The organism is Actinomycetospora sp. (assembly GCF_036497245.1).
In the GTDB taxonomy this organism is placed as follows: domain Bacteria; phylum Actinomycetota; class Actinomycetes; order Mycobacteriales; family Pseudonocardiaceae; genus Actinomycetospora.
Window position 1 is genome coordinate 34312 of record NZ_DASXJS010000076.1, and the last position, 25597, is coordinate 59908.

26 protein-coding genes are annotated in these 25597 nt (G+C 74.4%); 17 read left to right on the forward strand and 9 right to left on the reverse strand.

The window, feature by feature from the left end; genetic code table 11:
- Positions 1-77 precede the first annotated feature (77 nt).
- Positions 78-1055: a hypothetical protein gene (locus tag VGI02_RS08285; protein WP_331626827.1), complete on the forward strand. Its 978-nt coding sequence runs from the start codon at positions 78-80 to the stop codon at positions 1053-1055.
- Here the strand turns inward: VGI02_RS08285 and VGI02_RS08290 are convergent.
- The 3 genes from VGI02_RS08290 to VGI02_RS08300 all read right to left on the reverse strand — a co-directional run bounded on the left by VGI02_RS08290 (position 1006) and on the right by VGI02_RS08300 (position 3621).
- The gene (locus VGI02_RS08290) at positions 1006-1662 is read right to left on the reverse strand and encodes a Maf family protein (protein ID WP_331626828.1); all 657 of its coding nucleotides are present in this window, start codon (positions 1660-1662) and stop codon (positions 1006-1008) included. The genes VGI02_RS08285 and VGI02_RS08290 overlap by 50 nt on opposite strands.
- Before the next feature lie 61 nt (positions 1663-1723).
- Positions 1724-1975: an acyl-CoA carboxylase subunit epsilon gene (locus VGI02_RS08295; protein ID WP_331626829.1), complete on the reverse strand. Its 252-nt coding sequence runs from the start codon at positions 1973-1975 to the stop codon at positions 1724-1726.
- Positions 1972-3621: an acyl-CoA carboxylase subunit beta gene (locus tag VGI02_RS08300; RefSeq protein ID WP_331626830.1), complete on the reverse strand. Its 1650-nt coding sequence runs from the start codon at positions 3619-3621 to the stop codon at positions 1972-1974. The genes VGI02_RS08295 and VGI02_RS08300 overlap by 4 nt, the downstream gene beginning before the upstream one ends.
- A 109-nt stretch (positions 3622-3730) precedes the next feature.
- Between VGI02_RS08300 and VGI02_RS08305 the strand changes: the two genes are divergently transcribed.
- From VGI02_RS08305 to VGI02_RS08315, 3 genes are all read left to right on the forward strand, one after another.
- On the forward strand, positions 3731-4594 hold the full coding sequence (locus VGI02_RS08305; RefSeq protein WP_331626831.1) for a biotin--[acetyl-CoA-carboxylase] ligase: 864 nt from the start codon (positions 3731-3733) through the stop codon (positions 4592-4594).
- A 105-nt stretch (positions 4595-4699) separates the two neighbouring features.
- On the forward strand, positions 4700-5455 hold the full coding sequence (locus tag VGI02_RS08310; protein WP_331626832.1) for a PH domain-containing protein: 756 nt from the start codon (positions 4700-4702) through the stop codon (positions 5453-5455).
- Positions 5456-5674: 219 nt separating this feature from the next.
- Entirely contained in the window at positions 5675-5944 is a 270-nt protein-coding gene (locus VGI02_RS08315; RefSeq protein WP_331626834.1) for a hypothetical protein, read from the forward strand.
- On the opposite strand, the gene VGI02_RS08320 is transcribed toward VGI02_RS08315, so the two are convergent.
- The gene (locus VGI02_RS08320; protein ID WP_331626835.1) at positions 5930-6733 is read right to left on the reverse strand and encodes an inositol monophosphatase family protein; all 804 of its coding nucleotides are present in this window, start codon (positions 6731-6733) and stop codon (positions 5930-5932) included. The genes VGI02_RS08315 and VGI02_RS08320 overlap by 15 nt on opposite strands.
- 101 nt (positions 6734-6834) lie before the next feature.
- Between VGI02_RS08320 and VGI02_RS08325 the strand changes: the two genes are divergently transcribed.
- Positions 6835-7509 (forward strand): response regulator transcription factor, encoded by a 675-nt coding sequence (locus tag VGI02_RS08325; protein ID WP_331626837.1) that lies wholly within the window; start codon positions 6835-6837, stop codon positions 7507-7509.
- A 7-nt stretch (positions 7510-7516) separates the two neighbouring features.
- Positions 7517-8797 carry a sensor histidine kinase gene (locus VGI02_RS08330; RefSeq protein ID WP_331626838.1) on the forward strand — a complete coding sequence of 427 codons (1281 nt, stop codon included), beginning with the start codon at positions 7517-7519 and terminating at the stop codon, positions 8795-8797.
- A gap of 80 nt (positions 8798-8877) precedes the next feature.
- On the opposite strand, the gene VGI02_RS08335 is transcribed toward VGI02_RS08330, so the two are convergent.
- Positions 8878-9360: a GtrA family protein gene (locus VGI02_RS08335; protein WP_331626839.1), complete on the reverse strand. Its 483-nt coding sequence runs from the start codon at positions 9358-9360 to the stop codon at positions 8878-8880.
- A 543-nt stretch (positions 9361-9903) separates the two neighbouring features.
- Here VGI02_RS08335 and VGI02_RS08340 point away from each other — a divergent pair.
- The 3 genes from VGI02_RS08340 (at position 9904) to VGI02_RS08350 (ending at position 11507) form a co-directional block, all read left to right on the forward strand.
- Positions 9904-10647: a DUF4386 domain-containing protein gene (locus VGI02_RS08340; protein WP_331626840.1), complete on the forward strand. Its 744-nt coding sequence runs from the start codon at positions 9904-9906 to the stop codon at positions 10645-10647.
- A 111-nt stretch (positions 10648-10758) separates the two neighbouring features.
- A complete protein-coding gene (locus VGI02_RS08345) occupies positions 10759-11217 on the forward strand; it encodes a hypothetical protein (RefSeq protein ID WP_331626841.1) in 459 nt (152 codons plus the stop codon).
- Positions 11214-11507: a winged helix-turn-helix domain-containing protein gene (locus VGI02_RS08350; protein WP_331626842.1), complete on the forward strand. Its 294-nt coding sequence runs from the start codon at positions 11214-11216 to the stop codon at positions 11505-11507. Before VGI02_RS08345 ends, VGI02_RS08350 begins: the two co-directional genes overlap by 4 nt.
- 22 nt (positions 11508-11529) lie before the next feature.
- Here VGI02_RS08350 and VGI02_RS08355 read toward each other — a convergent pair whose 3' ends face one another.
- Positions 11530-13344, reverse strand: a complete 1815-nt coding sequence (locus tag VGI02_RS08355) for a S53 family peptidase (protein ID WP_331626843.1) — start codon at positions 13342-13344, stop codon at positions 11530-11532.
- 216 nt (positions 13345-13560) lie between these two features.
- Between VGI02_RS08355 and VGI02_RS08360 the strand changes: the two genes are divergently transcribed.
- A complete protein-coding gene (locus tag VGI02_RS08360) occupies positions 13561-14256 on the forward strand; it encodes a VC0807 family protein (protein WP_331626844.1) in 696 nt (231 codons plus the stop codon).
- A 35-nt stretch (positions 14257-14291) separates the two neighbouring features.
- Here the strand turns inward: VGI02_RS08360 and VGI02_RS08365 are convergent, their stop codons facing one another.
- Positions 14292-15191 (reverse strand): class I SAM-dependent methyltransferase, encoded by a 900-nt coding sequence (locus VGI02_RS08365; protein ID WP_331626845.1) that lies wholly within the window; start codon positions 15189-15191, stop codon positions 14292-14294.
- A gap of 269 nt (positions 15192-15460) precedes the next feature.
- Here VGI02_RS08365 and VGI02_RS08370 point away from each other — a divergent pair, with 269 nt between their 5' ends.
- Positions 15461-16786, forward strand: coding sequence for an FAD-binding oxidoreductase (locus tag VGI02_RS08370; protein WP_331626846.1), 1326 nt, complete (start codon positions 15461-15463; stop codon positions 16784-16786).
- Between the two features lie 72 nt (positions 16787-16858).
- Here VGI02_RS08370 and VGI02_RS08375 read toward each other — a convergent pair whose 3' ends face one another.
- A complete protein-coding gene (locus VGI02_RS08375) occupies positions 16859-18448 on the reverse strand; it encodes a sigma-70 family RNA polymerase sigma factor (protein WP_331626847.1) in 1590 nt (529 codons plus the stop codon).
- A 180-nt stretch (positions 18449-18628) separates the two neighbouring features.
- Here VGI02_RS08375 and VGI02_RS08380 point away from each other — a divergent pair, with 180 nt between their 5' ends.
- The 4 genes from VGI02_RS08380 to VGI02_RS08395 all read left to right on the forward strand — a co-directional run bounded on the left by VGI02_RS08380 (position 18629) and on the right by VGI02_RS08395 (position 23083).
- The gene (locus VGI02_RS08380) at positions 18629-19657 is read left to right on the forward strand and encodes a GGDEF domain-containing protein (RefSeq protein WP_331626848.1); all 1029 of its coding nucleotides are present in this window, start codon (positions 18629-18631) and stop codon (positions 19655-19657) included.
- Between the two features lie 11 nt (positions 19658-19668).
- The gene (locus VGI02_RS08385) at positions 19669-20889 is read left to right on the forward strand and encodes a 5-(carboxyamino)imidazole ribonucleotide synthase (protein WP_331626849.1); all 1221 of its coding nucleotides are present in this window, start codon (positions 19669-19671) and stop codon (positions 20887-20889) included.
- 32 nt (positions 20890-20921) lie between these two features.
- Positions 20922-21425: a 5-(carboxyamino)imidazole ribonucleotide mutase gene (gene purE / locus VGI02_RS08390; protein ID WP_331626857.1), complete on the forward strand. Its 504-nt coding sequence runs from the start codon at positions 20922-20924 to the stop codon at positions 21423-21425.
- Between the two features lie 725 nt (positions 21426-22150).
- Positions 22151-23083 (forward strand): LLM class F420-dependent oxidoreductase, encoded by a 933-nt coding sequence (locus VGI02_RS08395; protein ID WP_331626851.1) that lies wholly within the window; start codon positions 22151-22153, stop codon positions 23081-23083.
- A 106-nt stretch (positions 23084-23189) separates the two neighbouring features.
- On the opposite strand, the gene VGI02_RS08400 is transcribed toward VGI02_RS08395, so the two are convergent.
- Complete coding sequence (locus VGI02_RS08400; RefSeq protein WP_331626852.1) at positions 23190-23777, reverse strand: TetR/AcrR family transcriptional regulator; 588 nt, start codon at positions 23775-23777, stop codon at positions 23190-23192.
- Between the two features lie 83 nt (positions 23778-23860).
- Here VGI02_RS08400 and VGI02_RS08405 point away from each other — a divergent pair, with 83 nt between their 5' ends.
- Complete coding sequence (locus VGI02_RS08405) at positions 23861-24595, forward strand: alpha/beta hydrolase (protein WP_331626853.1); 735 nt, start codon at positions 23861-23863, stop codon at positions 24593-24595.
- 105 nt (positions 24596-24700) lie between these two features.
- Positions 24701-25597 (forward strand): acyl-CoA dehydrogenase family protein (locus VGI02_RS08410; protein ID WP_331626854.1); only part of this gene is annotated, 897 nt, incomplete at its 3' end.

Consider the following 25597-nt stretch of genomic DNA (forward strand, 5'->3'; position numbering starts at 1 on the left):
GCGCGGTGGTCATGGCCACAGCTGACGGGGACGGCGGTGGCGGGCCCGTCGGCGGCGGTCGCTACCGTCGGTCCCCGATGAGCCGACGCGAGACCGAGCGCAGCGGAGCAGGACTCCAGGCCGGGGGGACGACACCCCCCGGTGGGTCCGGTGCGGGCCGCTGGTGGGGGCGGGCCGTCGTGGCGTGCGCCTCGGTGGCGGCGCTGGCCGGCACCGTGGCCGCGGTGGCGACCGCCGCCGGGGCCGACGGCGACCAGGCCGACCGCACCGAGGCGGCCGCCCGGGACGCCGCGGACGCCTCCCGCCTGCCCGCCCCCCGCCCGGCCGCCGACACGGCGACGGCCGCGCCCGCCGTCACCACCAGGCCGTCGGCAGGCCCGGAGCGGGTCGGCGCCGCGCCTCTCGGGGCCACCGTCGAGGTCCCCGCCGGATGGGACCCGGTGCCGGGCCAGGACCTCGTGCCGGTCCCGCCCGGCCGCTTCCCGACCGTCGTGGCCCGCCCGGACCGCGCGGCCGTGCTGGTCGGGCGTCTCGACGCGGCGCGCGGCTTCGGGCCGGACGCACTCGCCGACGAGGCGCGCCGTCTCGTCGGGGCGTTCGCCGACGGGGCGATGCGTCAGGATCCCGGCGACGGCGGGCGGATCGCGGACGTCTCCGACGACGCCGGCCGCCTCGACGGGCGCGATTCCCACACCGTCGTCCGGCGGGTGACGGTGGCCGGCCGTCCCGGGCCGCTGGTCCGCGTGACCACGGTCGCCGGGCAGGGCGGCGAGCCCGGCCTGGTGCTGCTCGCGGTCGCCGCCGCCGGGCCCGGGCAGGGCGCCGACGCGGCGGCCGCGGACCGGATCGTGCGCTCGCTGTCCTCGGCCCCGCCCGACGCGCCGCCGCGCAGCGGCCGGGCGCAGGCCCCGCCCGCGTCGGCCGCGCCGGGGCTCCCGCCGCGTGGCGCACCGGCGTCCCGGGCGCCGGTGTCCGCGTCGCCCCGGTCGCCCTCGCGCGCTCCGGTCAGCCCGCCGCCGGGCCGCCCGGCGCCCCCGGCGCCCACAGATCGTTGATCCCGACGCCCAGCTCGGCGAGCAGGTGGCGGGTCAGCGGCAGGCTGATCCCGACGACGTTGGACGGGTCGCCCTGGATGCCCTCCACGAACCACGCGCCGAGCCCGTCCAGGGTGAACGCGCCCGCGACGGCCAGCGGCTCGCCGGAGGCGAGGTAGCCCTCCAGCTCGGCCTCGGACGGCGTCCCGAAGGTCACCATCGTCGCGGCGTGCCCCGAGATCTCGGCGTCCGGCAACCCGCCGCGCAGGCGGATGACGGCGTGCCCGGTGACGAGCTCGCCGTGCCCGCCCGCCAGCTGCTGCCAGCGGGCCCGCGCCGCCTCGGTCGTCCCGGGCTTGCCGACCAGCTCGCCGCCCACGTCGAGCATCGAGTCGCACCCGACGACGACGCCGTCGAACCCGCCGTCGACCTCGGCGGGCACCCGCCCCGCGACCGCCCGCGCCTTGGCCATCGCCAGCGCGGTGACCTTCTCCGCCGGGCTCGCGTCACCCAGCTCGGCGAGCAACGCCTCCTCGTCGAGATCGGAGACCACGACGACGGGCTCGACACCGGCGGAGCTCAGCACGGCACGGCGGGCGGGGGACGCGGAGGCGAGGACCAGCTGCACGGGCCGGGACCCTACGGGGGCGCAACGATCACCCGCCCGGCACGGCGAGTGAGGGGCCGGCTCAGCGCGGCAGCGCCGACGCCCGCCAGGCCCCCGGGCCGGGGGTGAGCGGACGGCGGACCAGCGACTCCCGCTCGACCCACACCGACGCCGGGCCGGTGTCCTCGGGCTCGCCGGATCCCCCGGAGGCAGCCGCGAGGACGGCGGTCAGCGCGGCCACCTCCTCGGGCGTCGGGTCGCCGCGCACGATGCGCAGGACCGGGCGCCGCGGCGCGTCGTCGGGAACCTCATCGGTGTTCTCCGGCCCGGTCACAGCGGGATGTTCCCGTGCTTCTTGGGGGGCAGCGTCTCGCGCTTGGTGCTCAACGAGCGCAGCGTCCGCGCGACGTAGCCGCGGGTGTACGACGGCGGCACGACCGCGTCCACGTAGCCACGCTCCGCCGCGATGTAGGGGTTCGCGAGGGTGTCCTCGTACTCCTGCTGCAGCTCGGCCCGGCGCGCGGCGACAGCGTCCTCGTCCCCGGTCTCCTCGACCTTCTTGAGCTCCTTGCGGTAGAGGATGCTCACCGCCCCGGAGGCGCCGGTGACCGCGATCTGGGCGGTCGGCCAGGCGATGTTCACGTCGGCCCCGAGGTGCTTGGAGCCCATGACGTCGTACGCGCCGCCGTAGGCCTTGCGGCAGATGACCGTGATCAGCGGGACGGTGGCCTCGGCGTAGGCGTAGATCAGCTTCGCGCCGCGGCGGATGATGCCGTTGTACTCCTGCTCGACGCCGGGCAGGAATCCCGGCACGTCGACGAAGGTCAGCACCGGGACGTTGAACGCGTCGCAGGTCCGGACGAAGCGGGCCGCCTTCTCGCTGGCCCCGATGTCGAGGCAGCCGGCGAGCTGGCTGGGCTGGTTGGCGACCACGCCGACCGCGCGGCCCTCCACGCGGCCGTACCCGACCACGATGTTCGCCGCGTAGAGCTCCTGGACCTCGAGGAACTCCTCGTCGTCGACGACGCCGCGGATGACCTGGCGGATGTCGTAGGGCTGGTTCGGCGAGTCCGGGATCAGCGAGTCGAGCTCGCGGTCGGCGTCGGTGACCGCGTCCTCGACCGCTCCGGTCTCCTCGTCGGCAGGCAGCCGCGGCGCCTCGGAGAGGTTGTTCGACGGCAGGTAGCCCAGCAGCTCCTGCACGTAGGAGATCGCGTCGTCCTCGTCGGAGGCCAGGTAGTGCGCGTTGCCCGAGGTGGTGTTGTGGGTGCGGGCGCCGCCGAGGTCCTCGAACTCCACGTCCTCGCCGGTGACCGTCTTGATGACGTCCGGACCGGTGATGAACATGAACGACGTCTCGTCGACCATGACCGTGAAGTCGGTGAGCGCGGGGGAGTACACCGCACCGCCCGCCGCCGGGCCCATGACGAGCGAGATCTGGGGGACGACGCCGGAGGCGTGCGCGTTGCGGCGGAAGATCTCGCCGTAGAGCCCGAGCGCGACCACGCCCTCCTGGATGCGCGCGCCGCCGCCGTCGTTGATGCCGATCACCGGGCAGCCGATCTTCATGGCCACGTCCATGACCTTGACGATCTTCTCGCCGTAGACCTCGCCGAGCGCCCCGCCGAACACCGTCGCGTCCTGGGAGAACACGCACACCGGGCGGCCGTCGACGGTGCCCTGGCCGGTGACGACGCCGTCGCCGTAGGGCCGGTTCGCCTCCAGGCCGAAGTTGGTGGAGCGGTGGCGCGCCATGGCGTCGAACTCGAGGAAGCTGCCCTCGTCGAGCAGCAGGTCGATGCGCTCACGGGCGGTCTTGCGACCGCGGGAGTGCTGACGCTCGACGGCGCGCTCGGAGCCGGCGTGGACCACGTCCTCCTGCCTGCGGTGCCAGTCGGCGAGCTTCCCGGCGGAGGTGTGCACGTCGGGAGCGTCGGCGGCCTCATCGGGCTCGGGCGGCGGCTTCGTCGCGGCGGTCATGAGCGCGGACCCTAGCGACACCGGGACGGGCGCACCCAGACGAACCGGGTAGTGAGACCAGCCACGTCCGGGGAACGCGGGTGTCGGAGGCGCCCGCTACCGTGCGTGCATGCTCCCCGGGATACAGGAGGCCGCGGCGTGGGCCGCGCTGCGGCAGACGGCCGTCGCACCGGAGGGCCCGTGGGCCCGTATCGACGTCGTCGACCGGACGGGCTCGACGAACGCCGACCTCGTCGCGGCCGCGGCCGACGGTGCGCCCGACCGCACGGTGCTGGTGGCCCACCGCCAGGACTCCGGGCGGGGACGCCGCGAGCGGGTGTGGGAGTCCGCGCCCTCCGAGGGCCTGACGTTCTCCGTGCTCCTGCGCCCGTCCGAGGTCCCGGTCGCGCAGTGGGGGTGGGCGCCGCTGATCGCGGGCCTGGCCCTCGTCGTGGCGTTGGAGGACTACCGGCCCGCGGCGGGCGACGCCGCGCTCCCGGTCGCCCTGAAGTGGCCGAACGACCTGCTGATCGGCCCCGGCCGGCGCAAGGGCGCGGGCATCCTCTCGGAGGTCGTCGACGGCGGCGCCCGGAACGGGGGCTCGTCGGCGCAGGCCCTCGTCGTCGGGATCGGGATCAACGTCGCCACGCCGGAGGCCGAGCTGCCCGAGGGCGGCACCTCGCTGCTCGCGCAGAGCGTGCGCCGCTCGCGGCCCGACGTGCTGGGTGACGTGCTCGCGACCTTCGCCTCGCTCGACGCCGACTGGCGCGCCGCTCGGGGCGACGCCGCCCGGGCCGGCCTGCTCGCCGGCTACCGCCGTCGCTGCGCGACGCTCGGGGCCACCGTGCGGGTGGCTCTCCCCGGTGACCGGGTGCTCGAGGGCGTCGCGGAGGAGATCGACGACGACGGACGCCTCGTGGTGCGCGGACCCGACGCGTCACTGACGACGGTCTCCGCCGGGGACGTCGTGCACGTGCGCACGGTCGGGTCGTAGCTGTCGGCGGCCTGCCCGTGCGGTGGGCCCGCCCGGCGCGGCGCTCGGATCCCGGCCTCCTCGCGGATACGCTCGAACGGACCATCTCGAGCGTGAGGGGGATCCGTGCCCTACCCGGAGCGCCTCCTCGTCGCCGGGGAGCGGGTCGCGCGGCACGTGCGGCCGCACTGGCGGATGCTCGTCCTGCCCGCCCTCCTCCCGCTCGTGGTCGCGTTCCTGGGCGCCTGGCTGGTGGCCCTCGCCCGCGGGACGTCCTGGTCGATCACCGTGCTCGTCGCGGTCCTCGTGGTGGGGATCGGGCTCGTCGGGTGGTTCTCGGTGGCCCCGGTGATGCGCTGGCGCGCCACCCACTTCGTCGTGACCGACCGCCGCATCCTCGTGCGCGAGGGGGTGTTCTCCCGCAGCGGCGTGGCCGTGGTCGGGGCCTCGATCACCGCGGTGCGCACCACGCGGACCGTCTCCGACCGCTTCCTGGGCTGCGGGACGCTGGTCGTGGCCGTGGACGACACCCGGGAGCCGTGGCAGTTCGACGGCATCGGGCGCGTCGACCGGGTCGCGTCCGAGGTCGAACGCATGGCCCGGCGCCGTGGCGGCCTGCGCCCCGACCGGTGGGGCGCGTGGCGGGGTGACGACGCCGGCGACGCCGATGAGGACGACGATCCCGAGGACTGGGACGACGACGCCGACTGGGATGACGCGGACTGGCACGACGAGGACGACGACGACGCGCGCGACGACGAGCGCGACGGCTCCCTCGCGGACGACGAGCGCGACGGCGCCCTCGCGGACGTGCCCGCACCCCGTCCTCGGCGACGCCGGCTGCCGTTCACCCGCCGTCGTGCGCTCACCGCGGGCCGGTAGGCCTGCGCTGCTTGATCAGGAGCACTCGGGGCAGGCTCGGGGCGCTCCTGGGCTGGGTGGTGTGCCCTTCGCGGAGACGGGGTGGGCTCGGGGCGGTGCCGTTCCGCGCCCGACGGAGATCAGGAGCACTGGAGGCAGCCACCGGGCGGCCCGGGGCTGGGTGGTGTGCCCCTCGCGGCGGGACGGAACCGTCAGCGGGCCCGCGTCGTCGGAACCGGTGTGGGAGTCGATGTTCTGCCGGGCTGGCTCGAGGCGCTGGGGCTGCCGCCGCCGACGGTGCTCGTCGCGCGGGAGCCCGGCGCGATCCCCGACGACGCCGACCACATCTGGTGCGTGGTGTCCGGCCCCGAGGGCTGGGACGTGTACTGGGTCGAGGGCGGGCAGCGCTGGTCGTGGACCCGGTTCGACGAGGAGTCGACCGCCTGCTTCCACCTCTTCGGGCGGCTGGCGTGGGCGCAGATGATGCGCGGCGCGCTACGTCCGGGGTGATCCCACGATGTTCAGCACCGCGTCGTGCACGAGGCCATTGGTCGACAGCGCCTCGCCGCCGTCGATGCGCGCGGTGCCGGTGAAGTCGGTCAGCCGTCCGCCGGCCTCGCGCACGACGACGGCGGGCGCGGCCAGGTCCCAGGCGCTCGCCCCGGGCTCGACGGCGGCGTCGAGGAGACCCTCGGCGACGAGCACGTGGTGGAAGAAGTCGCCGAACGCGCGGCTCTCCCAGGTCGCCTCGGTCAGGGCGAGCCAGCGGTCGCGGGTGCCGATCTCGCGCCAGTAGTCGAGGTCCGTGGTGGAGATGTACGCGTCGGCGAGGTCGGACACCGCGGACACCCCGATCGGGGCGGCCTCGACACCGCGCGCGACGTCCGAGGTGAACGCGCCCAGCCCGCGCGCCGCCCACCACCGCCGGCCCAGCGCGGGGGCGCTCACCACCCCGACGACCGGTTCCCCGTCGGCGACCAGCGCGAGAAGCGTCGCGAACACCGGGACGCCGCGGGAGTAGTTCTTCGTCCCGTCGATCGGGTCGACGATCCAGTGCCTGGCTCCGACATCGGCCGAACCACCGCGCTCCTCGCCGAGCACGGCGTCGTCGGGACGGTCCACCGCGAGCAGCCGCCGGACCTCGTCCTCGCAGGCGATGTCGGCGTCGGTGACCGGGGTGCGGTCGGGCTTGCGGTCGATCGCGAGGTCGCTCGCCCGGAAGCGGCCGCGCGTCACCGCGTCCGCCGCGTCGGCGATCCGGAGGGCGAGGTCCAGGTCGGCGGCGAGGGAGTCGGTCACGGGCGCGCATCTTGCCAGGGGCGAGCGAAGCGACGGGGGATGACGCAGCCGGCCCGCCGCCGCACGGAGATCATGCATCCGGCGGACTACGCTTCGCGTCCATGACCACCGTGCTGCTCGTCGAGGACGATGCGGCGATCGCCGGACCGCTCTCCCGCGCGCTGACCCGCGAGGGCTACGAGGTGGACTTCATCGACGACGGCCCGTCGGCGGTGACGCGGGCGGGGGAGGGCGAGGTCGACCTCATGGTGCTCGACCTGGGCCTGCCCGGGATGGACGGTCTCGAGGTGTGCCGCCGGGTCCGCGCGGGCAAGCCGGATCTCCCGGTGCTGATGCTGACCGCGCGCACCGACGAGGTCGACTTCGTCGTGGGGCTGGACGCGGGCGCGGACGACTACGTGGGCAAGCCGTTCCGCCTCGCGGAGCTGCTGGCGCGCGTCCGGGCCCTGCTGCGGCGTCGCGCACCGGAGATCCTCGACGCGGGCGGGGTGCGGATGGAGCCGTCCGCGCGCCGGGTGCTCGTCGACGGCGTCGAGGTGGGGCTGGCGAACAAGGAGTTCGAACTGCTGCGGGTGCTGCTCGCGCACGCCGGGCAGGTCGTCTCCCGCGAGGAGATCCTCCGCGAGGTCTGGAACGACCCGGAGATGAAGACCTCGAAGACCCTCGACATGCACATGTCGTGGCTGCGCCGCAAGCTCGGCGACACCGACGGCGGGCCCGCTTCCGGCAAACGGATCTCGACGGTGCGCGGGGTCGGGTTCCGCTTCAACACCTGAGAACGACATGCGCCGCCGGATCCTGGTCTCGACGCTGCTCGTCGTCGCGATCACCGTGACCGTGCTGGGTGGCCCGCTGGCGTTCACCACGTGGCGCCTGGTGGAGGACTTCACGCACGCCGAGCTGGCCGGGCGGCTGCGTCAGGTCGTCAACACCCTCGACGCGCAGGTGCAGTCCGACCGGCCGGTGGACCTCGCCGCCGTGTCGATCGCCGTGCCGCCGGGGGGCTCCCTCGTCGTCCGCACCCCGCGGGGGACCAGCGCCATCGGCGACACCACCGACGCGACGCAGGTGGCCGAGACGCTGCCGTTCGGGCTGCAGGGTTCCGCGGTGCTCTCCGAGCCGGCCGCGGAGATGCGGGCGCGCCAGCTGCAGGCCACCGCCCTCGTGCTCTCGGCCGTGCTGCTTTCGGTGGCCGTCGGCGCCGTCGTCGCGACCCTGACCGCGCGGCGCCTCGCGGACCCGCTGCAGCAGGTCGCGGGCCGGGCGGCGCGGCTCGGCGCGGGTGACTTCCGGCCCACCCCGCACCGTCACGGGATCCCCGAGCTGGACCGGGTCGCCGACGTCCTGGACTCCTCGGCGGTCGCGCTGGCCGAGTTGCTGCAGCGCGAGCGCGACCTCGTCGGGGACGTCTCCCACCAGCTGCGCAGCAGGCTGACGGCGTTGCAGCTGCGCCTCGACGAGCTCTCGATGCACCCCGATCCCGACGTCTCCGCCGAGGGAGGCGCCGCGCTGGAGCAGGCCGAGCGGCTCTCCGAGGTCCTCGACGAGCTGCTCAGCTCCGCCCGGGAGGCCCGTGCGGCCAGCGCGTCACCGCTGGAGCTCGACGGCGAGCTGGCGGCGGTCCGGGACGAGTGGCAGGGGCCGGTCGGCGCCGAGGGACGGACGCTGCGGGTGCGGATCGGCGAGGGGCTGGTGGCGCGCGCGACCTCGGCGCGGCTGCGCGAGGCGCTCGGCGTGCTCGTCGACAACGCCCTGCGACACGGCGCGGGCACCATCACGATCTCCGGCAGGCACTCCGACAAGGACACCATCGTCGTCGAGGTGTCCGACAACGGCGACGGAGTGCCGTCCGAGCTGGCGCCGCACGTGTTCGACCGCGGCGTGTCCGGCGCGTCGTCCACCGGCGTGGGCCTCGCCCTCGCCCGTGCGCTCGTGGAGGCCGACGGCGGGCGGCTGGAGCTGGCGCGGACGCGGCCCGCGGTGTTCGCGGTGTTCCTTCCCATGCCGCGCACCGACCAGGTCGTGGCGACCCCGCGTCCGTTGCCGGCGACGGGCCCGCGCTGACCCAGGTGTCAGCGATGCGGCATCGCTGACACCCGACGTCAGCAGCTCCACATCCTCGCGAGCGCGGGGCGGGCCCCGGGTCAGTCCGCGAGCGCCGACGGGAAGACCCACCGCCGGAAGGCCCACCAGCGGAACGCCATGGCGAGCAGGGTGCCCACCACCTGGGCGCTGACGAGATCGGCCGCCTGTTCGGCGAAGTCCGAGACGTACGGCGCCGCGAGGTGCAGCACGTAGCGGGAGATGCCCAGCGGCGCCGCGTTCACCAGCAGCGCGATGCCGGAGACCACGAAGTAGAGCGTCGCCTCCCGGGGCCGGGCGAGCCCGCCACGGGCGCGGAACGACCACTCGCGGTTGGCGAGGTACCCGACGATCGTCGCGACGAGGACCGCGAGGATCTTCGCGGTGACCGGCTTCGGCTCGAGGATCGTGTTCTCGAGCAGGAGGAACATGCCGGTGTCGATGACGAAGGTGCTCGCGCCGACGACGGCGAAGCGGACCAGCTCGCCGTGCCTGCCCACCAGGGCCTGCAGGCGCGGGCGCGCCAGGGTGCCGTCGATCCGCATCGAGCCCGAGTCTAGGACCGGGGCCGTCCGCGCATGCGTCGACCGCGCGCATTCGTCCGAGCGGGTCGCCGGCACTCGACGGGCAGGCTCGGGCCCCTCACCCGCACCACGGGCGGCCGGCGACGAATTCAGCGCTGATGAAGAGCAACGAGACTGGTGCGGCCATTCGAGTGGCGCCAATGATGCTCATCGGCACATATGGGACTGTGAGTGACAGTCGACGCGAGTAGCGCGCCCGCTGTGATCTCTTAAGGAGCAACATGTACGCCGTCATTGTGACTGTTCGAATTGACCCGGCGCGCGCGCAGGAGGCCGTGGAGGGTCTCGCCACGCACGTGGTTCCGCACGCGAAGGCGGCTCCGGGGTTCGTGAGGGGCACGTGGTGCGGAGATCAGGACTCCGGACACGGGATGATCCTCTTCGACTCCCGCGAGCATGCCGAGCAGATGGCCACGACGAGGAGCCTGCCGCCCGGGACGCCCGTCGAGCTGGTCAGCATGAAGACGTACGAAGTGCACGCCGAGGCCTGAGACCAGTCGATCCATGAGCGCTGTCGTACACACCCCTGATGCCCCACCGGCGGCGACGGACCCGATGCGGGGGACCGCCCGCCTCGCGGGGGTGCTCTACCTGCTCACGTTCGTGTCGATCCCGACTCTCGTGCTCTACCAACCCTTCAAGGGCCACGCCGACTTCGTCCTCGGTTCCGGGAGTGCCACCGGTCTGATGTGGGGGGCCCTCTCCGAGATCGTCGTCGCCGTGGCCGGCATCGGCACGGCCGTCGTGCTGTTTCCGGTCCTCAAGGGGCAGAGCGAGACCGCCGCCCTCGGCCTCGTGACCGCCCGGGTCGTGGAATCGAGCCTCATCGTCGTCGGCGTCGTCAGCGTGCTCACCGCGGTGACGTTGCGGAACGACCCCACCGGCACCGACCCCGCTTCACTGGTCACGGCCGGGCATGCGCTCGTCGCCGTCTACAACTGGACCTTCCTGCTCTCGCAGAGCCTCATGCCCGTGTTCTGCGACCTGCTCCTGGGCTATGTGCTCTACCGGTCCGGCCTCGTGCCGCGCATCCTGCCCATGATCGCCTTCGTCGGCGCCCCGCTGCTCCTCGCCTCGGACCTCGCGGTCTTCTTCGGCGCGTACGCCCAACTCTCGCTGCCGGCCGCCCTCGCGGCCCTCCCGGTCGCCCTCTTCGAGTTCTCCCTCGGCATCTGGCTCCTCGTCAAGGGCTTCAACCCCAGCTCACCCCTGCTGGCACGGCCCGCCGTCGCCGGTCTCCCCTCGTGAGATCGCGCCCGTCCCCTCGTCGTTCACCCGACCGTCGACGCCGAGGGTTGGCAAACGCTGTCTCTGCCGCATACGCTTTCCATACGGAAAGTGATTGCCGGGGAGGGCGACATGACGCACGACGCGATGGCGCAGGTGACGGCACAGCGCGAACAGCTCGCCGAGAAGGCGCGCATGCCCTGGTGGTTCTGGGTGCTCTTCACGCTCGCGACGGTCGGGCTGATCGGGGGGCCGCTCTTCTCGCGGGCGCTGCCGGGCGACCTCTCGGACTACGCGATCTCATTGCCGTCGATCCTGATCTACCTGGTCGCCGACCGGCTCGTGCGCTGGCGTCGGGGGATCAGCATCTCCTCCCGGATGACGGCCTATCCCTCCGCGAAGGGAGCGGGGATCGCCTTCGTCGTGCTCGGCATCGCCGGGATCGTCGGTGTGTCCACCCTGCACGGCCCCGGGCAGCTCCCGTGGGCGGTCGCCGTCGTGGTCGTCGCGACGGTGCTGCTGGTCGGGACCATGGTGGTCGTGCAGCGGGCGATGCTCGCCGACATCCGTGACGGCCGAGCGCGGGCGTGACGCCGGCCCGGGATCCACTCTTCGAGGTCGGCCCCCGCCTCGCGATCGGTGCTCTGCTCCAGGGGGCGCGGTGGGCCGACTTCGCGACGGTGCGCGACACCGTCGGAGCGGGCGACTCGGTGATCTCCAAGCACACCCGCACGCTCGAGGAGGCGGGCTACCTCGAGGTCCGGAAGGGCGCCGTGGGGCGTCGGGCCCGCACCTGGTTCCGGCTCACCGACGCCGGCCGCGAGGCGCTGACCGCCCATCTCGCCTGGCTGACGAGCCTCACGATGTGGGCTCCGCCCTAGTGCTCACCAGCGCGGAGCGCCCCTAACAGGCCTTCGCCAGGTCGCAGATCAGCCCGGCGACCCGGGGGACGCCCCAGCCGGTCTGGTAGTCCCAGCCCGGCAGCGACGGGTAGACGCCGTTGGTGCTCGGCACGCCGGTCCCGACGTCGGTCGAGCTGATGTCGTGGAAGTCGCGGGCGTAGGACGCCGGGTCCTTCCCGACGCGGTAGAGGCCGAAGTCCGCGAAGCCGAGTCCGCCCCCCGAGCCGGGCGCCGCCGACTGGATCCGGGCCCACATCCCCGCCCAGAGCGGTGAGGACAACGACGTCCCGCCGCCCCCGCCGTCGGTGAACTCGCCGTTGGTGACGATGTCGTAGCCGTTGCCGAGGACGTCCCCGGACTGCGCCGAGACGTCGGGGATCCCGCGGCACACGGTCGTCGGTGCCGTGACGCACGGGATGGTCAGGCCCGGGGTGCCCTGCTGGTAGGCGGGCGCCGGGGTGAAGAGCGACGTGCCGCCGCCGCCGTGGGTCCAGCCGTACTCGCGGGCCCGCCCGCCGCGGCCGTCGGTGTAGAGCACCGTGCCGCCGACCCCGACGACGTAGGGCAGCGAGGCGGGTGAGTTGGTCACCGGCACGCCCTGGTTGAGCACGCCGTTGCCCGCGCCGACCACCGGCAGCGACGCCACCGGGCACGACGACCCGGTGTCCCCGGTCGACGAGAAGATCGTCTTGCCCTCGAGCGCGGCCTGCCGGGTGATCGCGGTGAGCGTGGTGTCGAGGTCGTTGCCGAGGCCCTGCGCGACCGGCGGCGGCGGGGTCGGGTTCGTGACCGGGTTGTTCAGCAGCCCGGACACCGCAGGCACCGACTCGCACTCGCCGTAGCTCGCGGACGCCTGGCGCGGCGAGTTCTGGTCGTCGGTGAACTGGCTGAAGACCTTCGCGACGTCGGCGTCGGAGAGGTCCGTGCCGAAGTACAGGTCCAGCCCGGCGAGCCCGGGCGCCATGCCGTGGGACGCCTGGGTGTCGATGTTCCACTCGGTGTGGCCGGAGTCGTCGGAGAAGTCGGTGTCGCCGGCCGGGCGCTTCACCGTCACCGGCGGGTTCCCGAGCCGGAAGCGGTTCTCGAAGCCGCGGAGGTCGGAGATCACCCCGTCGGTGCGGCCGCTGCCGAAGATCGCGACCCGCTCGCCCGCCCCGGTGTGCGCGGGCGGCTGCTCGTAGACCGACCAGAGATCCGCGGGAGTGGTGCCGCCGGTGCACGCCGCCCCCGGCAGGCACGTCGACTGCAGCGGACCGCGGTTCAGCGGATGCGGCGTGTGCATCTGCTGCAGCGTGTTCAGCCCGACGACGTTGACGATGCCCAGGTTCCCGGGCAGCCGCGGGGCGGCGGTGTTGGCGAGGAACCGGCCGTCGGGCGAGTCGAACCCGTGCAGTGGGGTCGCGAACAGCTGCGACACCGATCCTGCCGGGCCGTCGGCGGCGATCTGGTCGCGCGCCGCGGACACCGAGCTCACGTGCATACCGGTGGACGAGAGCCAGGCCTCGGCGGCGTCGGCGGTCGCGGCCGGCACCCCGAACCGGTCCGCGAACGCCCCGACCGACATCGGAGCGGCCTGCCCGTCGCGCGTGGCGGCCAGCGCCGCTTCCTCGCCGGCCACGTCCGGACGCTGCAGCGTCACCATGACGTGCATCGGCGCGGCCGCAGGCGCGTCGCCCAGGTCGGTGGCCTTGGCCAGGCCGGGGAGCACGTTGCGCGTGGAGACCAGGCCCGGAGCCGGGACCGGGCCCGCGTCAGCCGCACCCGGGACGAGCACGGACGCGACGACGGCGAGCGCGGCGGCTGCGGCTACGGGCAACAGTCGAGTGGTGACCGACACGGATGGACGAACGAGCGGGCGCCGTCCGCGGTGCGTCGGGCGGCGTGACGATCATGTTGCTCGGTGTCGCCACCCCCGTCTCCACCCCGGTCTCCACCCCGGCTCCACCCACAGAGCGACGTCGAGGGATCGCCGTCTTCCTAGCGTCGTCCACGGCCGCCGGGACACGGCGGGACGACGATCGGGGAGGACGACATGGCCGCCACCGTCATCGAGCAGGACCGCCCGCGACCGGCCCACGCCGCGACGACCGGCGGCCGGGTACGCCGCGCGCTGCGGCACGCCGCGAACCCGACGCTGCTGTGCGGGGTCGTCGCGCCGTTCGCGGTCTACGAGCTGCTGAGCGGGCGGACCTCGGAGGTGACCGCGCTCGCCGTCGGGGCCGTGTTCCCCGCCGCGGCGACGCTGTGGACCCTCGTGCGCACCCGCCGTCCGGACCCGATCGCCCTCATGACGCTCGCGGGGATCGTCGTCGGGCTCGCCGGGGCTCTGCTGTTCGCCAGCCCGCTGTTCCTGTTGCTCAAGGAGTCGGTGGTCACCGGCGTGGTCGGGCTGGTCTTCCTCGGCTCGCTGCTCGCCGCGCGCCCGCTCACCTTCATCATGGGCCGCACCATGATGGCCACGACCGACGCGGAGCGGTCCGCGTTCGCCGCCACCTGGGACATCGGGGCGGTGCGGGCGGGGCACCGGCGCACCACGCTCCAGTGGGGCGCCGCGCTCATCACCGATGCCGCGCTGCGGGCGGTCCTCGCGTTCCTGGTGACGCCCGGCACGTTGTTGGTCGTCTCGCCGCTGATCGCCGCCGCCGTCATCGGACCGGTCGCGATCGCGACCCTGCGCCGGCGCCGCCGGGCGGCCGCACGGATGGCGGCCGCCCGGGAGCAGGCGTGACGGGGAACGAGGCTCGATCCGTCGGGCCGGGAGCGTCAGCCCTTCTGGCTGGTCACGAGCGAGCTCTGGCCGTTGAGCCGCTGGGTGAGGGTGTCGAGGTCGCGGCCGTAGGACTTGGCCACCTCGATCGCGACCTGGGTGTCGGTGGTCCAGCCGCGCTCCCGCAGCCAGGCCGCGGCGTCCGGCCGCTCGTCGGTGTAGATCAGGTCGGCCATCTCGACGCCCATGGTCGTGGCGATGCGCTCGAAGGCCGGGTCGGACATCTGCTGGCCGATGTTGGTGAAGTCCTCGATGGCCCACTCGGAGCCCGGCGCGGAGCGCTCGTCGATGGCCTTCATCAGCGCGTCCTGCGCCTCCGGGGGGAGGTAGGGCAGGAGCCCCTCGGTGAGCCAGGCCGTGGGCGCCGTCCGGTCGAACCCGGCAGCTTCCAGCGCGGCGGGCCAGTCGTCGCGCAGGTCGGCCCGCACCGTGCGGCGCTCGCACCGCGGAACGGCGCCCTGGGCGTCGAGCACCTGGTCCTTGAACTCGATCATGAGGTTCTGGTCGACCTCGTAGACGACGGTGCCTGCGGGCCAGTCGAGGCGCTGCGCGCGGGTGTCGAGGCCGGCGGCGAGCACGACGACCTGCCGGATCCCGCGTGCTCCGGCGGCGGCGAAGTACTCGTCGAAGAACCGCGTCCGGGTCCCCATGTACCCGGACATCATCTGCCAGGTCTCGTCCTCGGAGTCGTTCTTCGGTTCCGTGGGCCGCACCGGGAGCGGGTGCGGCGGGTTCGCGGCGGCGACGAAGGCCTCGGCGTACGGGTCGGAGATCAGGCCGTCGGGGCGGTGCGTGTCCACGGCGCGGCCCGCGGCCACGACGAGCGCGGTGAGTCCCACGCTCGACACCACGTCCCACTGCTCGAACCGGTCAGCCTCGGGTCGGTCGGCCGCCATTGAATGCCTCCAGGCAAAGGTTGTTAGCGTCAACAACGAGCGTCCGGGATGGCCTCCGCGCGGGCAAGCGGAGGGTGACGATATCGACACGCGCGGTGCTCGAACGCCCGCGACCGTCCGATTCGTGCTACCCGACGCGGCCGGGCCGATCGGCGGGCTCGTCGGTCCCGCGGGTCCCGGGCCGGGGTGTTCTGGCCAGAACCATCGCTTCTGGCACCGGTCACGACTGTGTCTTGGACTTCTGATGGCCGCCTTCCGATGATGACCTCATGACGAGCACCGAGACCGACTTCCTGTCCGGCGTCCGCGGCTCCGTCCTGCACCGCGGCGACGAGGGCCTGCCCGGCGAGGTCGCCGGATTCCAGGCCGCGGACCCGCACCGACCCGACGTCGTCGTGGGCGCCCTCGACGCGGACGACGTCGTCGCCGCCGTGCGCCACGCCGCCGCGCACGACCTGCCGGTCGCCGTGACCGCGACCGGCCACGGACACACCTCCGGGCTCGCGCGCGGGGTCGTCGTCACCACGGGCCGGATGCGCGGGGTGAGGGTCGACCCGGCGTCGCGGACCGCGCGCGTCGAGGCCGGCGCCCGCTCGGCGGACCTGGTCGCCGCGGCAGCCGAGCACGGGCTGGCGCCGGTGTCCGGGTCGTTCCCGGGGGTCGGCGTCGTCGGCTACACCCTCGGGGGTGGGCTGGGCCTGCTCGGGCGCGAGTTCGGCTGGGCGTCCGACCGGCTGCGCGCCGTCGAGATCGTCACCGCGGACGGCGTCCTGCGCCGGGTCGGGGCCGGGGACGAGCTGTTCGCGGCCCTGCGCGGTGGGCGGCCCGCGGTGGGCGTCGTGACCGCGATGTCGGTCGACCTGGTGCCGGTCGGTGCCGTGGTCGGCGGCGGGCTGTTCCTCGACGCGGCCGACGCGGACGAGATCCTGCCCGTGGTGCGCCGGCTCGGGGTCGGCGCCCCGGACTCGCTGAGCCTCTCGGTCGGCGTGATCCCGATCCCGGACCTGGAGGCCGTCCCGGCGCCGATCCGCGGCCGGACGGTGCTGCACGTGCGGCTGGTGGATACCGACGGTGCGGCGGCCCGCGCGGCGGAGGCCGCGCTCCGGGCGGCGTCGCCGGTGCTGCTCGGCGGATTGCGGGAGCTGCCGTGGACCGAGAGCGGCTCGATCTTCGCCGAGCCCGAGGTCCCGCATGCCTACGAGGGCACGAACCTGCTGGTGTCCTCGCTCTCCGACACGGCGCTCGGTGCGGTGGTGGCCGCCGCGCGCTCGGCGTCGGTGGGGTGCGTGGTCGACGTCCGGCGGCTGGGCGGGGCGCTGTCCCGGCCGGCCGACGGGGCCGATGCGGTGTCGTTCCGTGAGGCTGGGTGGATCGTGCGGGTGCTGTCGACGACGGACGGGGTTCCCGAGGCGGAGACGCGGGCGGCGCACACGGCGGTGCTCGCCCCGCTCGACGACGTGCGGCTGGGCCGGATGGCCGGGTTCGTCTACGGCGCGGCACCGGTCGAGGCCGATGAGCTGTACACCCCCGCGGTGCGGTCGTTGCTCGCGCGGGTGCGGGAGGCGGTCGACCCGCGGAGGATGTTCGCCGGCTGAGCGCGCGGCTGTCGGCCTGGCCCCTCGCTCGCAATGGGGTCTCGACGGAGCGGGTCGGGCCGGGCGGCGAGGTCAGCGCAGCAGGACGTCGAGCGCGGGCTCGAGCAGCCCGCGGTGCGACGCGCGGGCCCCGCGGATCTCGGTGCCCAGCCCGAGGACGCGCAGGCCGACCAGCGGGGAGCGCGTGGGCCGGTCATCGCCGACCGGGTCGTCGTGACTCGGTCGCGACCCCGCGCCCGACGGCGCCGCGGGGCGCGCGGCGCGCGGTGCCCACGTCCCGGAGGTCACGGAGCCGCTGCTCGCGACCTCGGTCCGCCGCGCCGACGGGTCGTCGGCACCGGAGGTCTCGCTCGTGGCGGAGGTGCCCGACCGGCGTGCCGACGAGGCCTCGACCACGGGTCGCGCCGCCATCTCAGGAGAGCGCGCCGACGAGCCGCCGGCCGAGACGCCGGGCCCATTCGCTCCGGGCGCAGTCACGCCCGGTGCCAGGGACACCCCCGGCCCGGGCACGCCAGCCTCGGGGACCCGGGGCCCCGGACGGGCCGGGACCCCGGGCAGCACCGCCCCCGGGAACGTCATCGGCGGGGCCGCCTCGGGGACCGCCGGGGTGCCGGAGCCGAGCGCGGTCGCCGTCGCCACCCCCAGCCCGGCGAGCCCCACGGCCGCCGCCCCGAGGCGGCGGGCCCGCGGCACCTCGGCGGTCCGGACCACACCTCCGACCGAGCCGAGCACCCCGAGCACCCCGCCGCCGGCCACGAACCACTCCGCGGTCGTCGGCCACGCGCCGGTGAAGACCCCCGGGGCGGCGCGGTCCGCCAGGTAGCCGACGAGCGCGGCACCGAGGACCAGCGGCGCGATCGTCGAGCGCAGGATCCCGGAGTTGACCTCCCGGAGCTCCGAGGCGAGCGCCCGGCACTCCGCGCACTCGCGCAGGTGCTCCTCGACCTTGACCGCGTCGCGCTTGGACAACCCACCCCGCGTGTAGGCGCCGAGCTTCTCCTCGGCCTCTCGGTGCCTGCGGTCGCGCGGTGGGGTGGCGGCGCCCCCACCCGCGAGGTGCTCCTGCAGGTACGCCTGGCGCAGACCCTCGCGGGCGCGGTATCCGAGGGCCGAGACCGCGTTGGCGGTGAGACCGAACAGGGGCGCGATGTCGGCGGGCGAGTCCCCTTCGACCTCGAGGTGCCACAGCACGGCCTGCCACCGCTCGGGCAGCGTCGCGAACGCCCGGGCGGCCAGTGAGCGCTCGAGGCCCGCGACCGCCGGGTCGGCGAACGGGACGACGGTGCGCTCGGGGTCGACGCCGATGACGTCGCCCATGTCCTCGGTGAGGTCGAGGCGGCGTTCGGCGCGGGTGCGGTCGTAGGCGAGGTGGCGCAGCGAGGTGAGCAGGTAGGCCCGGAACGCCTCGGTCGGTCCGCCGCCCGCGCGCAGGATCTCCAGCAGGCGGGCGAAGGCGGCCGAGACCAGGTCCTCGGCGTCGGCGGGGGAGCGGGCGAGCTGGCGGGCCAGACCGCGGGCCGCGTCGCGATGGCGGTCGTAGAGGGTGCCGAAGGCGCGTGAGGAGGCCTGGTCGGCGGGGCGCCCCCGGATGACGGCGAGCAGTTCCGCGTCGCTGCGGGCGTCCGCGCGTCCGGACCCGTCGTCCGGCTCAGCGCCGGACACGGGCCCGGGAGCCGGACCACCGCCGTCCGCCATCGTGCGCACCACCCCCTCGCCGGGAGTGTGCGGCCGCACGCGAGAGGATCCCGGCAGCGTCACCGTCACGGATGACCGTCTCGCGCGTCGCCACCACAGGGTCCGGTGATGGTGTACGGGCCGACGGACGAGAAGGAGGGCCGTGGCATGACCCTCGCGGACGAGCGGACCGAGGACCTTGCGTTACCGGACGACCGGGCGGTCGGCGACGCCGTGACCCGTCGCCCGGGCCGCGGTCTCGCTCTCGAGACACTGCGCGAACGGTGGTTCGCCTGCAGCAACGCGCTGGGCTGGTCGGTCGTCTCGGAGTGGCCCGATCCGGCTGTCGACGAGGTGTGTGAAGCCATCCTCGAGGGCCGCACGGGCCCGCCGCTGGAGCGGGCGCTGACCCACTGGGCGGGCGCCCGCGCCACCGCCGGCATCGGGCTCGACGAGACCCTCTCCGACCTGGCCGCCCTGCACACCGCGGTCAGCGGCGCGCTCGGTGAGCTCGGGCCGCGTCGCCGGCTCGCCCTCCCGGGCGCGGACGGGTCGCGGCTGGTGCGGGTCGTGTCGCTGGGCTGGACCGACGTCGCGTGCGGGGACCTCTCCGAGACCGCGGCCGTCGACCCGCTCTCCGGGCTCGCCAGCTCGCGCTACCTGCTGACCCGCCTCGCCGAGGTGCACCGCGCCGCCCGCGCGGGCGGCACCCGCGTCCCCGAGACCCACGCCCTCGTCGCGGTGACCCTGTCGGTGGCGGGGTGGTCGCGCGTCGCGCCGCTGACGGTCGCGGGGGACGCGGCGTCGGTGGTGTTCGACGCCGGCGAGACGATCGCGGTCGTCGGGCGCTCGACGGTCGTGGTGCTCGCCCCGCGCGCCGGGCTGGCGGCGCGGGTCCGGGTGCTGCGCGGGCTGCTGGCGCGACGGCTGTCGGGTGCGGTCGGGGTGACCGGGACGCCGGGCGCGCGCATCGTCGCGCTGCCCGCCTCCCTCGACGGCGCCCGCGACACGCTCGCCCGGCTGCGCGACGCCGAGCCGCCCGCCCCGCGCCGTGACCGCATCCTCGGCCTCGACGTCCCCGTCACCGGAGGCGGGGACGGCCCGGGAGCCGATCCGGAGGTCGACATCCACGCCGACGAGGACCCCGTCACGACGACGCCGGGTCCGCCTGAGGCCCCCGGCCCGGACTCCGGATAGTTTTCCTGCTCGTGGAGAAGCGCACCGGCCTGCCCGTGGTCGCGATGGTGGGTGGCGGTCAGCTCGCGCGCATGACCCACCAGGCCGCGATCGCCCTCGGCCAGTCGTTACGGGTCCTCGCCCTCGGTCCGGACGAGCCCGCGGCGCTGGTCAGCCCCGATGTCGTCCTCGGCGACCACCGCGACCTCGACGCGCTGCGCCGGGTCGCCGCCGGAGCGGAGGCGCTGACCTTCGACCACGAGCACGTGCCGAGCGAGCACCTCGAGGTGCTGGTGGCGGAGGGCGTCGCCGTCCATCCCGGGCCGGACGCGTTGCGCCATGCCCAGGACAAGCTGGTGATGCGCAGGCGGCTCGCGGAACTGGGCGTGCCGGTGCCGCCGTTCGCGCCCGTCGCGGACGTGGCCGACGTGGAGGCGTTCGCCACCGAGCACGGGTGGCCGGTGGTGCTCAAGGCCGTACGCGGGGGCTACGACGGCCGCGGGGTCTGGATGCTCGACTCACCGGAGGAGGCCGCCGCGACCGTCCCGGAGCTGCTCGAGGCAGGCACCCCGCTGATGGTCGAGCAGAAGGTGGTGCTGCGCCGCGAGCTGGCGGTGCTGCTCGCCCGCTCGCCGTACGGGCAGGCCGCGGTCTACCCGACGGTCGAGACGGTGCAGGTCGACGGCATCTGCACCGAGGTCCTCGCCCCCGCGCCGGGTCTGTCCGACGACGCGGGCGAGGCCGCCGAGGAGCTCGCGATCCGGATCGCGGCCGCTCTCGGCGTCGTCGGGCTCCTCGCGGTGGAGCTCTTCGAGACCCCCGAGGGCCGGGTGCTGGTGAACGAGCTGGCGATGCGCCCGCACAACTCCGGGCACTGGTCGATGGACGGCGCGGTCACCGGGCAGTTCGAGCAGCACCTGCGCGCCGTCCTCGACTATCCGCTGGGCTCGACGTCGACCCTGCGCCCGGCGTGCGTGATGGCCAACGTGCTCGGTGCCGGGGGCGAGCGGAGCGACGGGGAGAGCGGTGCAGCTCCGGTCCCGGCCACCGGCCCCGACGAGCGGCTGCACCACACCCTCGCGCGCTTCCCCGAGGCGCGGGTGCACCTCTACGGCAAGGCCGAGCGACCCGGCCGCAAGATCGGACACGTCAACATCACCGGGGACGACATGGACGACGTCCGGCGCCGGGCGCGCCTGGCGGCCGACCATCTCGCGACGGGCGTCTGGACCGACGGATGGAGCGCGCACTGATGTCCAGTGAGGTCGAGGTGACCGATCGCAGGTTGCCGCCGCTGGTCGGCATCGTCATGGGCAGCGACTCGGACTGGCCGACGATGCAGGCCGCCGCGGAGGCGCTCGACGAGTTCGGGGTGCCGTGGGAGGCGCGCGTGCTCTCGGCGCACCGGACCCCGCGGGCGATGCTCGACTGGTCGGAGTCGGCGGCCGAACGGGGTCTGCGCGTGGTCGTCGCCGGGGCGGGTGGCGCGGCGCATCTGCCGGGCATGGTGGCCGCGGCGACCGTGCTCCCGGTGATCGGCGTCCCGGTGCCCCTCAAGCACCTCGACGGGATGGACTCCCTCCTCTCGATCGTGCAGATGCCGGCGGGGGTCCCGGTTGCCACGGTGTCGATCGGCGGGGCCCGCAACGGCGGTCTGCTCGCGGTGCGCATCCTCGCCGCGGCCGATGCCGGGCTGGCCGCGCGCATGGCCGATTTCCAGGCCGACCTGCGGACGTCCGTGGCCGGCAAGGACGAGGCCGTGCGCAAGCTCGGACCCGGCGGGTCCTGAGCCGCGCGCTCGGATCGAGCTCTGGGGTCCGGGGCTCGGGGTTCCGGGGCTCGCGTGTGGCGGCGAGGTCGTCGTCGATCTCGCCGTGATGGGTCGGGACGGGCGGACGCTGCGCCTCGGAGCTCGTGGTGGTGGGCCCCTCGCTGACGTCGGCCCGGGACGCACCCTGATTCGAGGCGGTCGTTCCGCGACATCGATCATGTCTCGTCGTCGAGCGACAGGAGCGATCGCGTCCGCCCCGGAGGGCTCGGAAGCACACCGCTGCGTGGCGCCCACGAGCGGCTGCGCCGACGTCATCACGGCGTCCGCCGCGGAAGGCGTGTCCATGCGTCCATCGCTCTGTGCCGGGACCGGGCGGGCCACGATCGGAAGGTCCGGCTCCGTCGTCAGGCGGGGGCCGGCCGCGTCGATCAGGTCGTCCACGAACGCGTCCAGCTCGTCCACCGTCATGGCGCAGGCCCTGGCGACGAGAGCCTCCTCGGCCTCGTCGTCCGAGGACGGCAGAAGATCGAGCGCCTCGCACAGGACGGTCGCTGCCTCGAGCTCCAGCCGACCCTCGAGCACGGCGCGCGCGACCCGCGGACGGACGCGCGCCAGTTCCGCGCCGATGCCGACGATCGTGGCGAGCTCTCCCTGCTCCATGCCGTGAACTCTAGAGTGCACCCCCGACAGTCACGGTTCCATGATCACCCGCCGGCGCCCGCCCGGCGGATAGGGTGGACCCGGTGGACCTGAGGATCTTCACTGAACCCCAGCAGGGCGCGTCCTACGCCGATCTTCTGCGCATCGCGCGCACGGCCGAGGACGCCGGGTTCGACGCGTTCTTCCGCTCCGACCACTACCGCGCCATGGGCGGGGTGTCCGGTGAGCCGGGCCCGACCGACGCCTGGACCACGCTCTCCGCGCTCGCGGTGCAGACCGAGCGGATCGCACTCGGCACGCTGGTCACGTCGGCCACGTTCCGGCTGCCCGGCCCGCTCGCGATCGCCGTGGCGCAGGCCGACCAGATGTCCGGCGGACGGATCGAGCTGGGGCTCGGCGCGGGATGGTTCGAGGCCGAGCACACCGGCTACGGCATCCCGTTCCCGCCGCTGGCGGAGCGGTTCGACCGGCTCGCCGAGCAGCTCGAGATCGTCACCGGGCTGTGGGGGACCCCGACGGGCGAGACCTACTCCTTCGACGGCGAGCACTACACGGTCGTCGACTCGCCGGCTCTGCCCAAGCCGGCCCACCCGATCCCGGTGATCATCGGCGGCAAGGGCCCGCGCCGCACCCCCGCGCTCGCCGCCCGGTTCGCCTCCGAGTTCAACATCCCGTTCGCCCCGCTCGACGAGGCCGCGTCGCAGTACGAACGGATCGCGCAGGCCTGCACCGCCGCGGGCCGCGACCCCGCGGAGCTCGTCCTCTCGTGCGCGCACACGCTCGTGATCGGGTCCGACGACGCCGAGGTCACCCGCCGTGCGGGGAACCTCGGCCTGGATACCGACGAGCTGAGCACCAACCCGCTGGCCGGGACGCCGGCGCAGATCGTCGACGCGCTCGGGCGCTGGCGTGAGCGCACCGGCATCAGCCGCGTCTACCTGCAGACCCTCGATCTCGCCGACCTCGACGCGCTCGAGCTCGTCGCCTCCGCGGTCGCGCCCCAGCTCGCCGGGTGACGGTGGCTCGCCCGGTGAGCGCGGCGGTCCGGGCGACGACGGGTCCGGGCGAGGACGGGTCCGGTCGAGGGGGGCGGGGGCCGGCCGGGTCACGGCGCCGGCCGGGTCACGGCGCCAGCCGGGCCAGCGCGTCGTCCACGATCGCCGTGGCGTCGTCGGGTGTCAGGTCCCCGAGCAGGAGCGGTTCCTTGAGGCCGTTGACCAGCGCGAACAGTTCGACGGCGACCGCGCGCGGTTCCCGCCCGGCGTCGAACGCGCCCTCGTCGCGGGCCACCGTCAGGTAGTAGGTGAGGAGCTCGAGGAACTGCTCGTTGCGCGCGCTGTACCGCTCGCGCAGGGCGTCCTCACCCAGCGCGCGGATGAGGAAGGCGATGCCGACGCGGGTGTCGACGATCGAGTCCTCGGTCAGCGGCAGGACCTCGAGCAGGGCGCCACGGACGGCGGCCGGGGCGTCCGGCGCGGCCGCGAGGCGGGGCTTGATCCGGGCGGTGACGCGGTCCGTGAGGTACGCGGCGGTGTAGTCGAGCAGGGCGTCCCGCGAGCCGAAGTAGTGCTGTACGCGGCCCTTCGAGACCCCGGCCTCGTCGGCGACCCGGTTGAGGCTGACGGCCTCGAGCCCTTCGTAGGCGGCGATCCGCCAGAGGGCCTGCACCATCTCGCCGCGGCGCTGCCAGTGGTCGACCACCTTCGGCACGCGACACCTCTTCACGATTCGATCGGATTGCATCCGACGCGGCGACGGTTTACGGTCCGATCGTACCGTCACGAGGGGATGCGATGACCAGCCGCACGACCGACGGGCCGACCGGACACCGCACCCACGACGGGTTCTTCGCCGGGATCGAGCCACCCGACCGGCGCCGCCACGACACCCTCGACGTCCATACCGCGCCCGGGGCCACTGGGCGCCGCCCCGCCGTCGTGCTCGTCCACGGCGGCCCGATCCCCCCGGGGCACGTCCCGCGCGACTCCGCGGTGTTCACCGGCTACGGCGCGCTCGCGGCCGCCACCGGCCTCGTCGGGATCACCTTCGACCATCCGCTCCACGCGACGACCGACTACCCGGCCTCGGCCGCGGTCGTGGCAGCGGTCCTGGACCGGACCCGCGAAATGGAACAGGTCGACCCGGACCGGATCGCGCTGTGGTGCTTCTCCGGCGGCGGTGCGCTGGCCGCCGACTGGCTCCGCGCGGCCCCGCCCTGGCTGCGCGCCGTCGCCTGGACCTACCCCGTGCTGGCCGCCCCGCCCGAATGGCCCGGCGACCGCAAGCGCTTCGACGCCGTCGCCGCCGCGCAGACCTCGCCGGACCTGCCCAAGCTCCTCGTCCGTGTCGGCGCCGAGTACCCGCAGCTCGTCGCGCCCCAGGAGGCGCTGGTCGCGTCCGCCCGCACCCTCGAGGTCGTCGACCTGCCGGGATCCGCGCACGGTTTCGAGACCCAGGGGTACGACGGCGAGGCGCGGCAGGCCGTTGAGCAGGCGATGGCGTGGGTCGCGGACACCCTCGGGCCCTGACGGGTCCCGGCGCCCGGTGAGACGCGATGCATCACCCGCAACGGTAGGACGTCCTAGCACCCGGCGGTAACCTGACCGAAAAGTTTGGCTGTGGGAGGAGTCGCGGTGAACCCGGAGTTCGACGTCTACGACCTGGGCGAGGAGCGTGCCGCGCTGCGGGAGTCCGTCCGCTCGCTGTGCGAGAAGGAGATCGCCCCCTACGCGGCGGAGGTCGACGCGACGCCCCGCTTCCCGCAGGAGGCCCGTGTCGCGCTCAACGCGGCCGGCTTCCAGGCCATCCACATCCCGGAGGCCTACAGCGGTGAGGGCGCCGACTCGATCGTCGCCTGCATCGTCATCGAGGAGGTCGCGCGCGTGGACGCGTCGGCCTCCCTCATCCCGGCGGTGAACAAGCTCGGCTCGATGCCGATCATCCTGTCCGCCTCGGAGGAGCTGAAGCAGATCGTCCTGCCGACCATCGCGTCCGGCGAGTCGATGATCAGCTACGCGCTCTCGGAGCGCGAGGCCGGCTCGGACACCGTCTCCATGCGCTGCCGGGCCCAGGCCGACGGCGACGAGTGGATCCTGAACGGCACCAAGTGCTGGATCACCAACGGCGGCGAGTCCGACTGGTACACGGTCATGGCGAAGACCGACCCGGACAAGGGCGCCAACGGGATCTCGGCGTTCGTCGTGCACTCCGACGACCCCGGGTTCTCGGTCGGCCCCAAGGAGCACAAGCTCGGCATCAAGGGGTCGCCGACCGTCGAGATCTACTTCGAGAACTGTCGGATCCCGGGTGACCGGATCATCGGGGAGCCGGGCACCGGGCTCAAGACGGCGTTCGCCACCCTGGACCACACCCGCCCGACCATCGGTGCGCAGGCCGTCGGGATCGCGCAGGGCGCCCTCGACGCCGCGGTGGACTACGTGCGTGACCGCAAGCAGTTCGGCAAGGCGATCTCGGACAACCAGGGCGTGCAGTTCATGCTCGCCGACATGGCGATGAAGATCGAGGCCGCC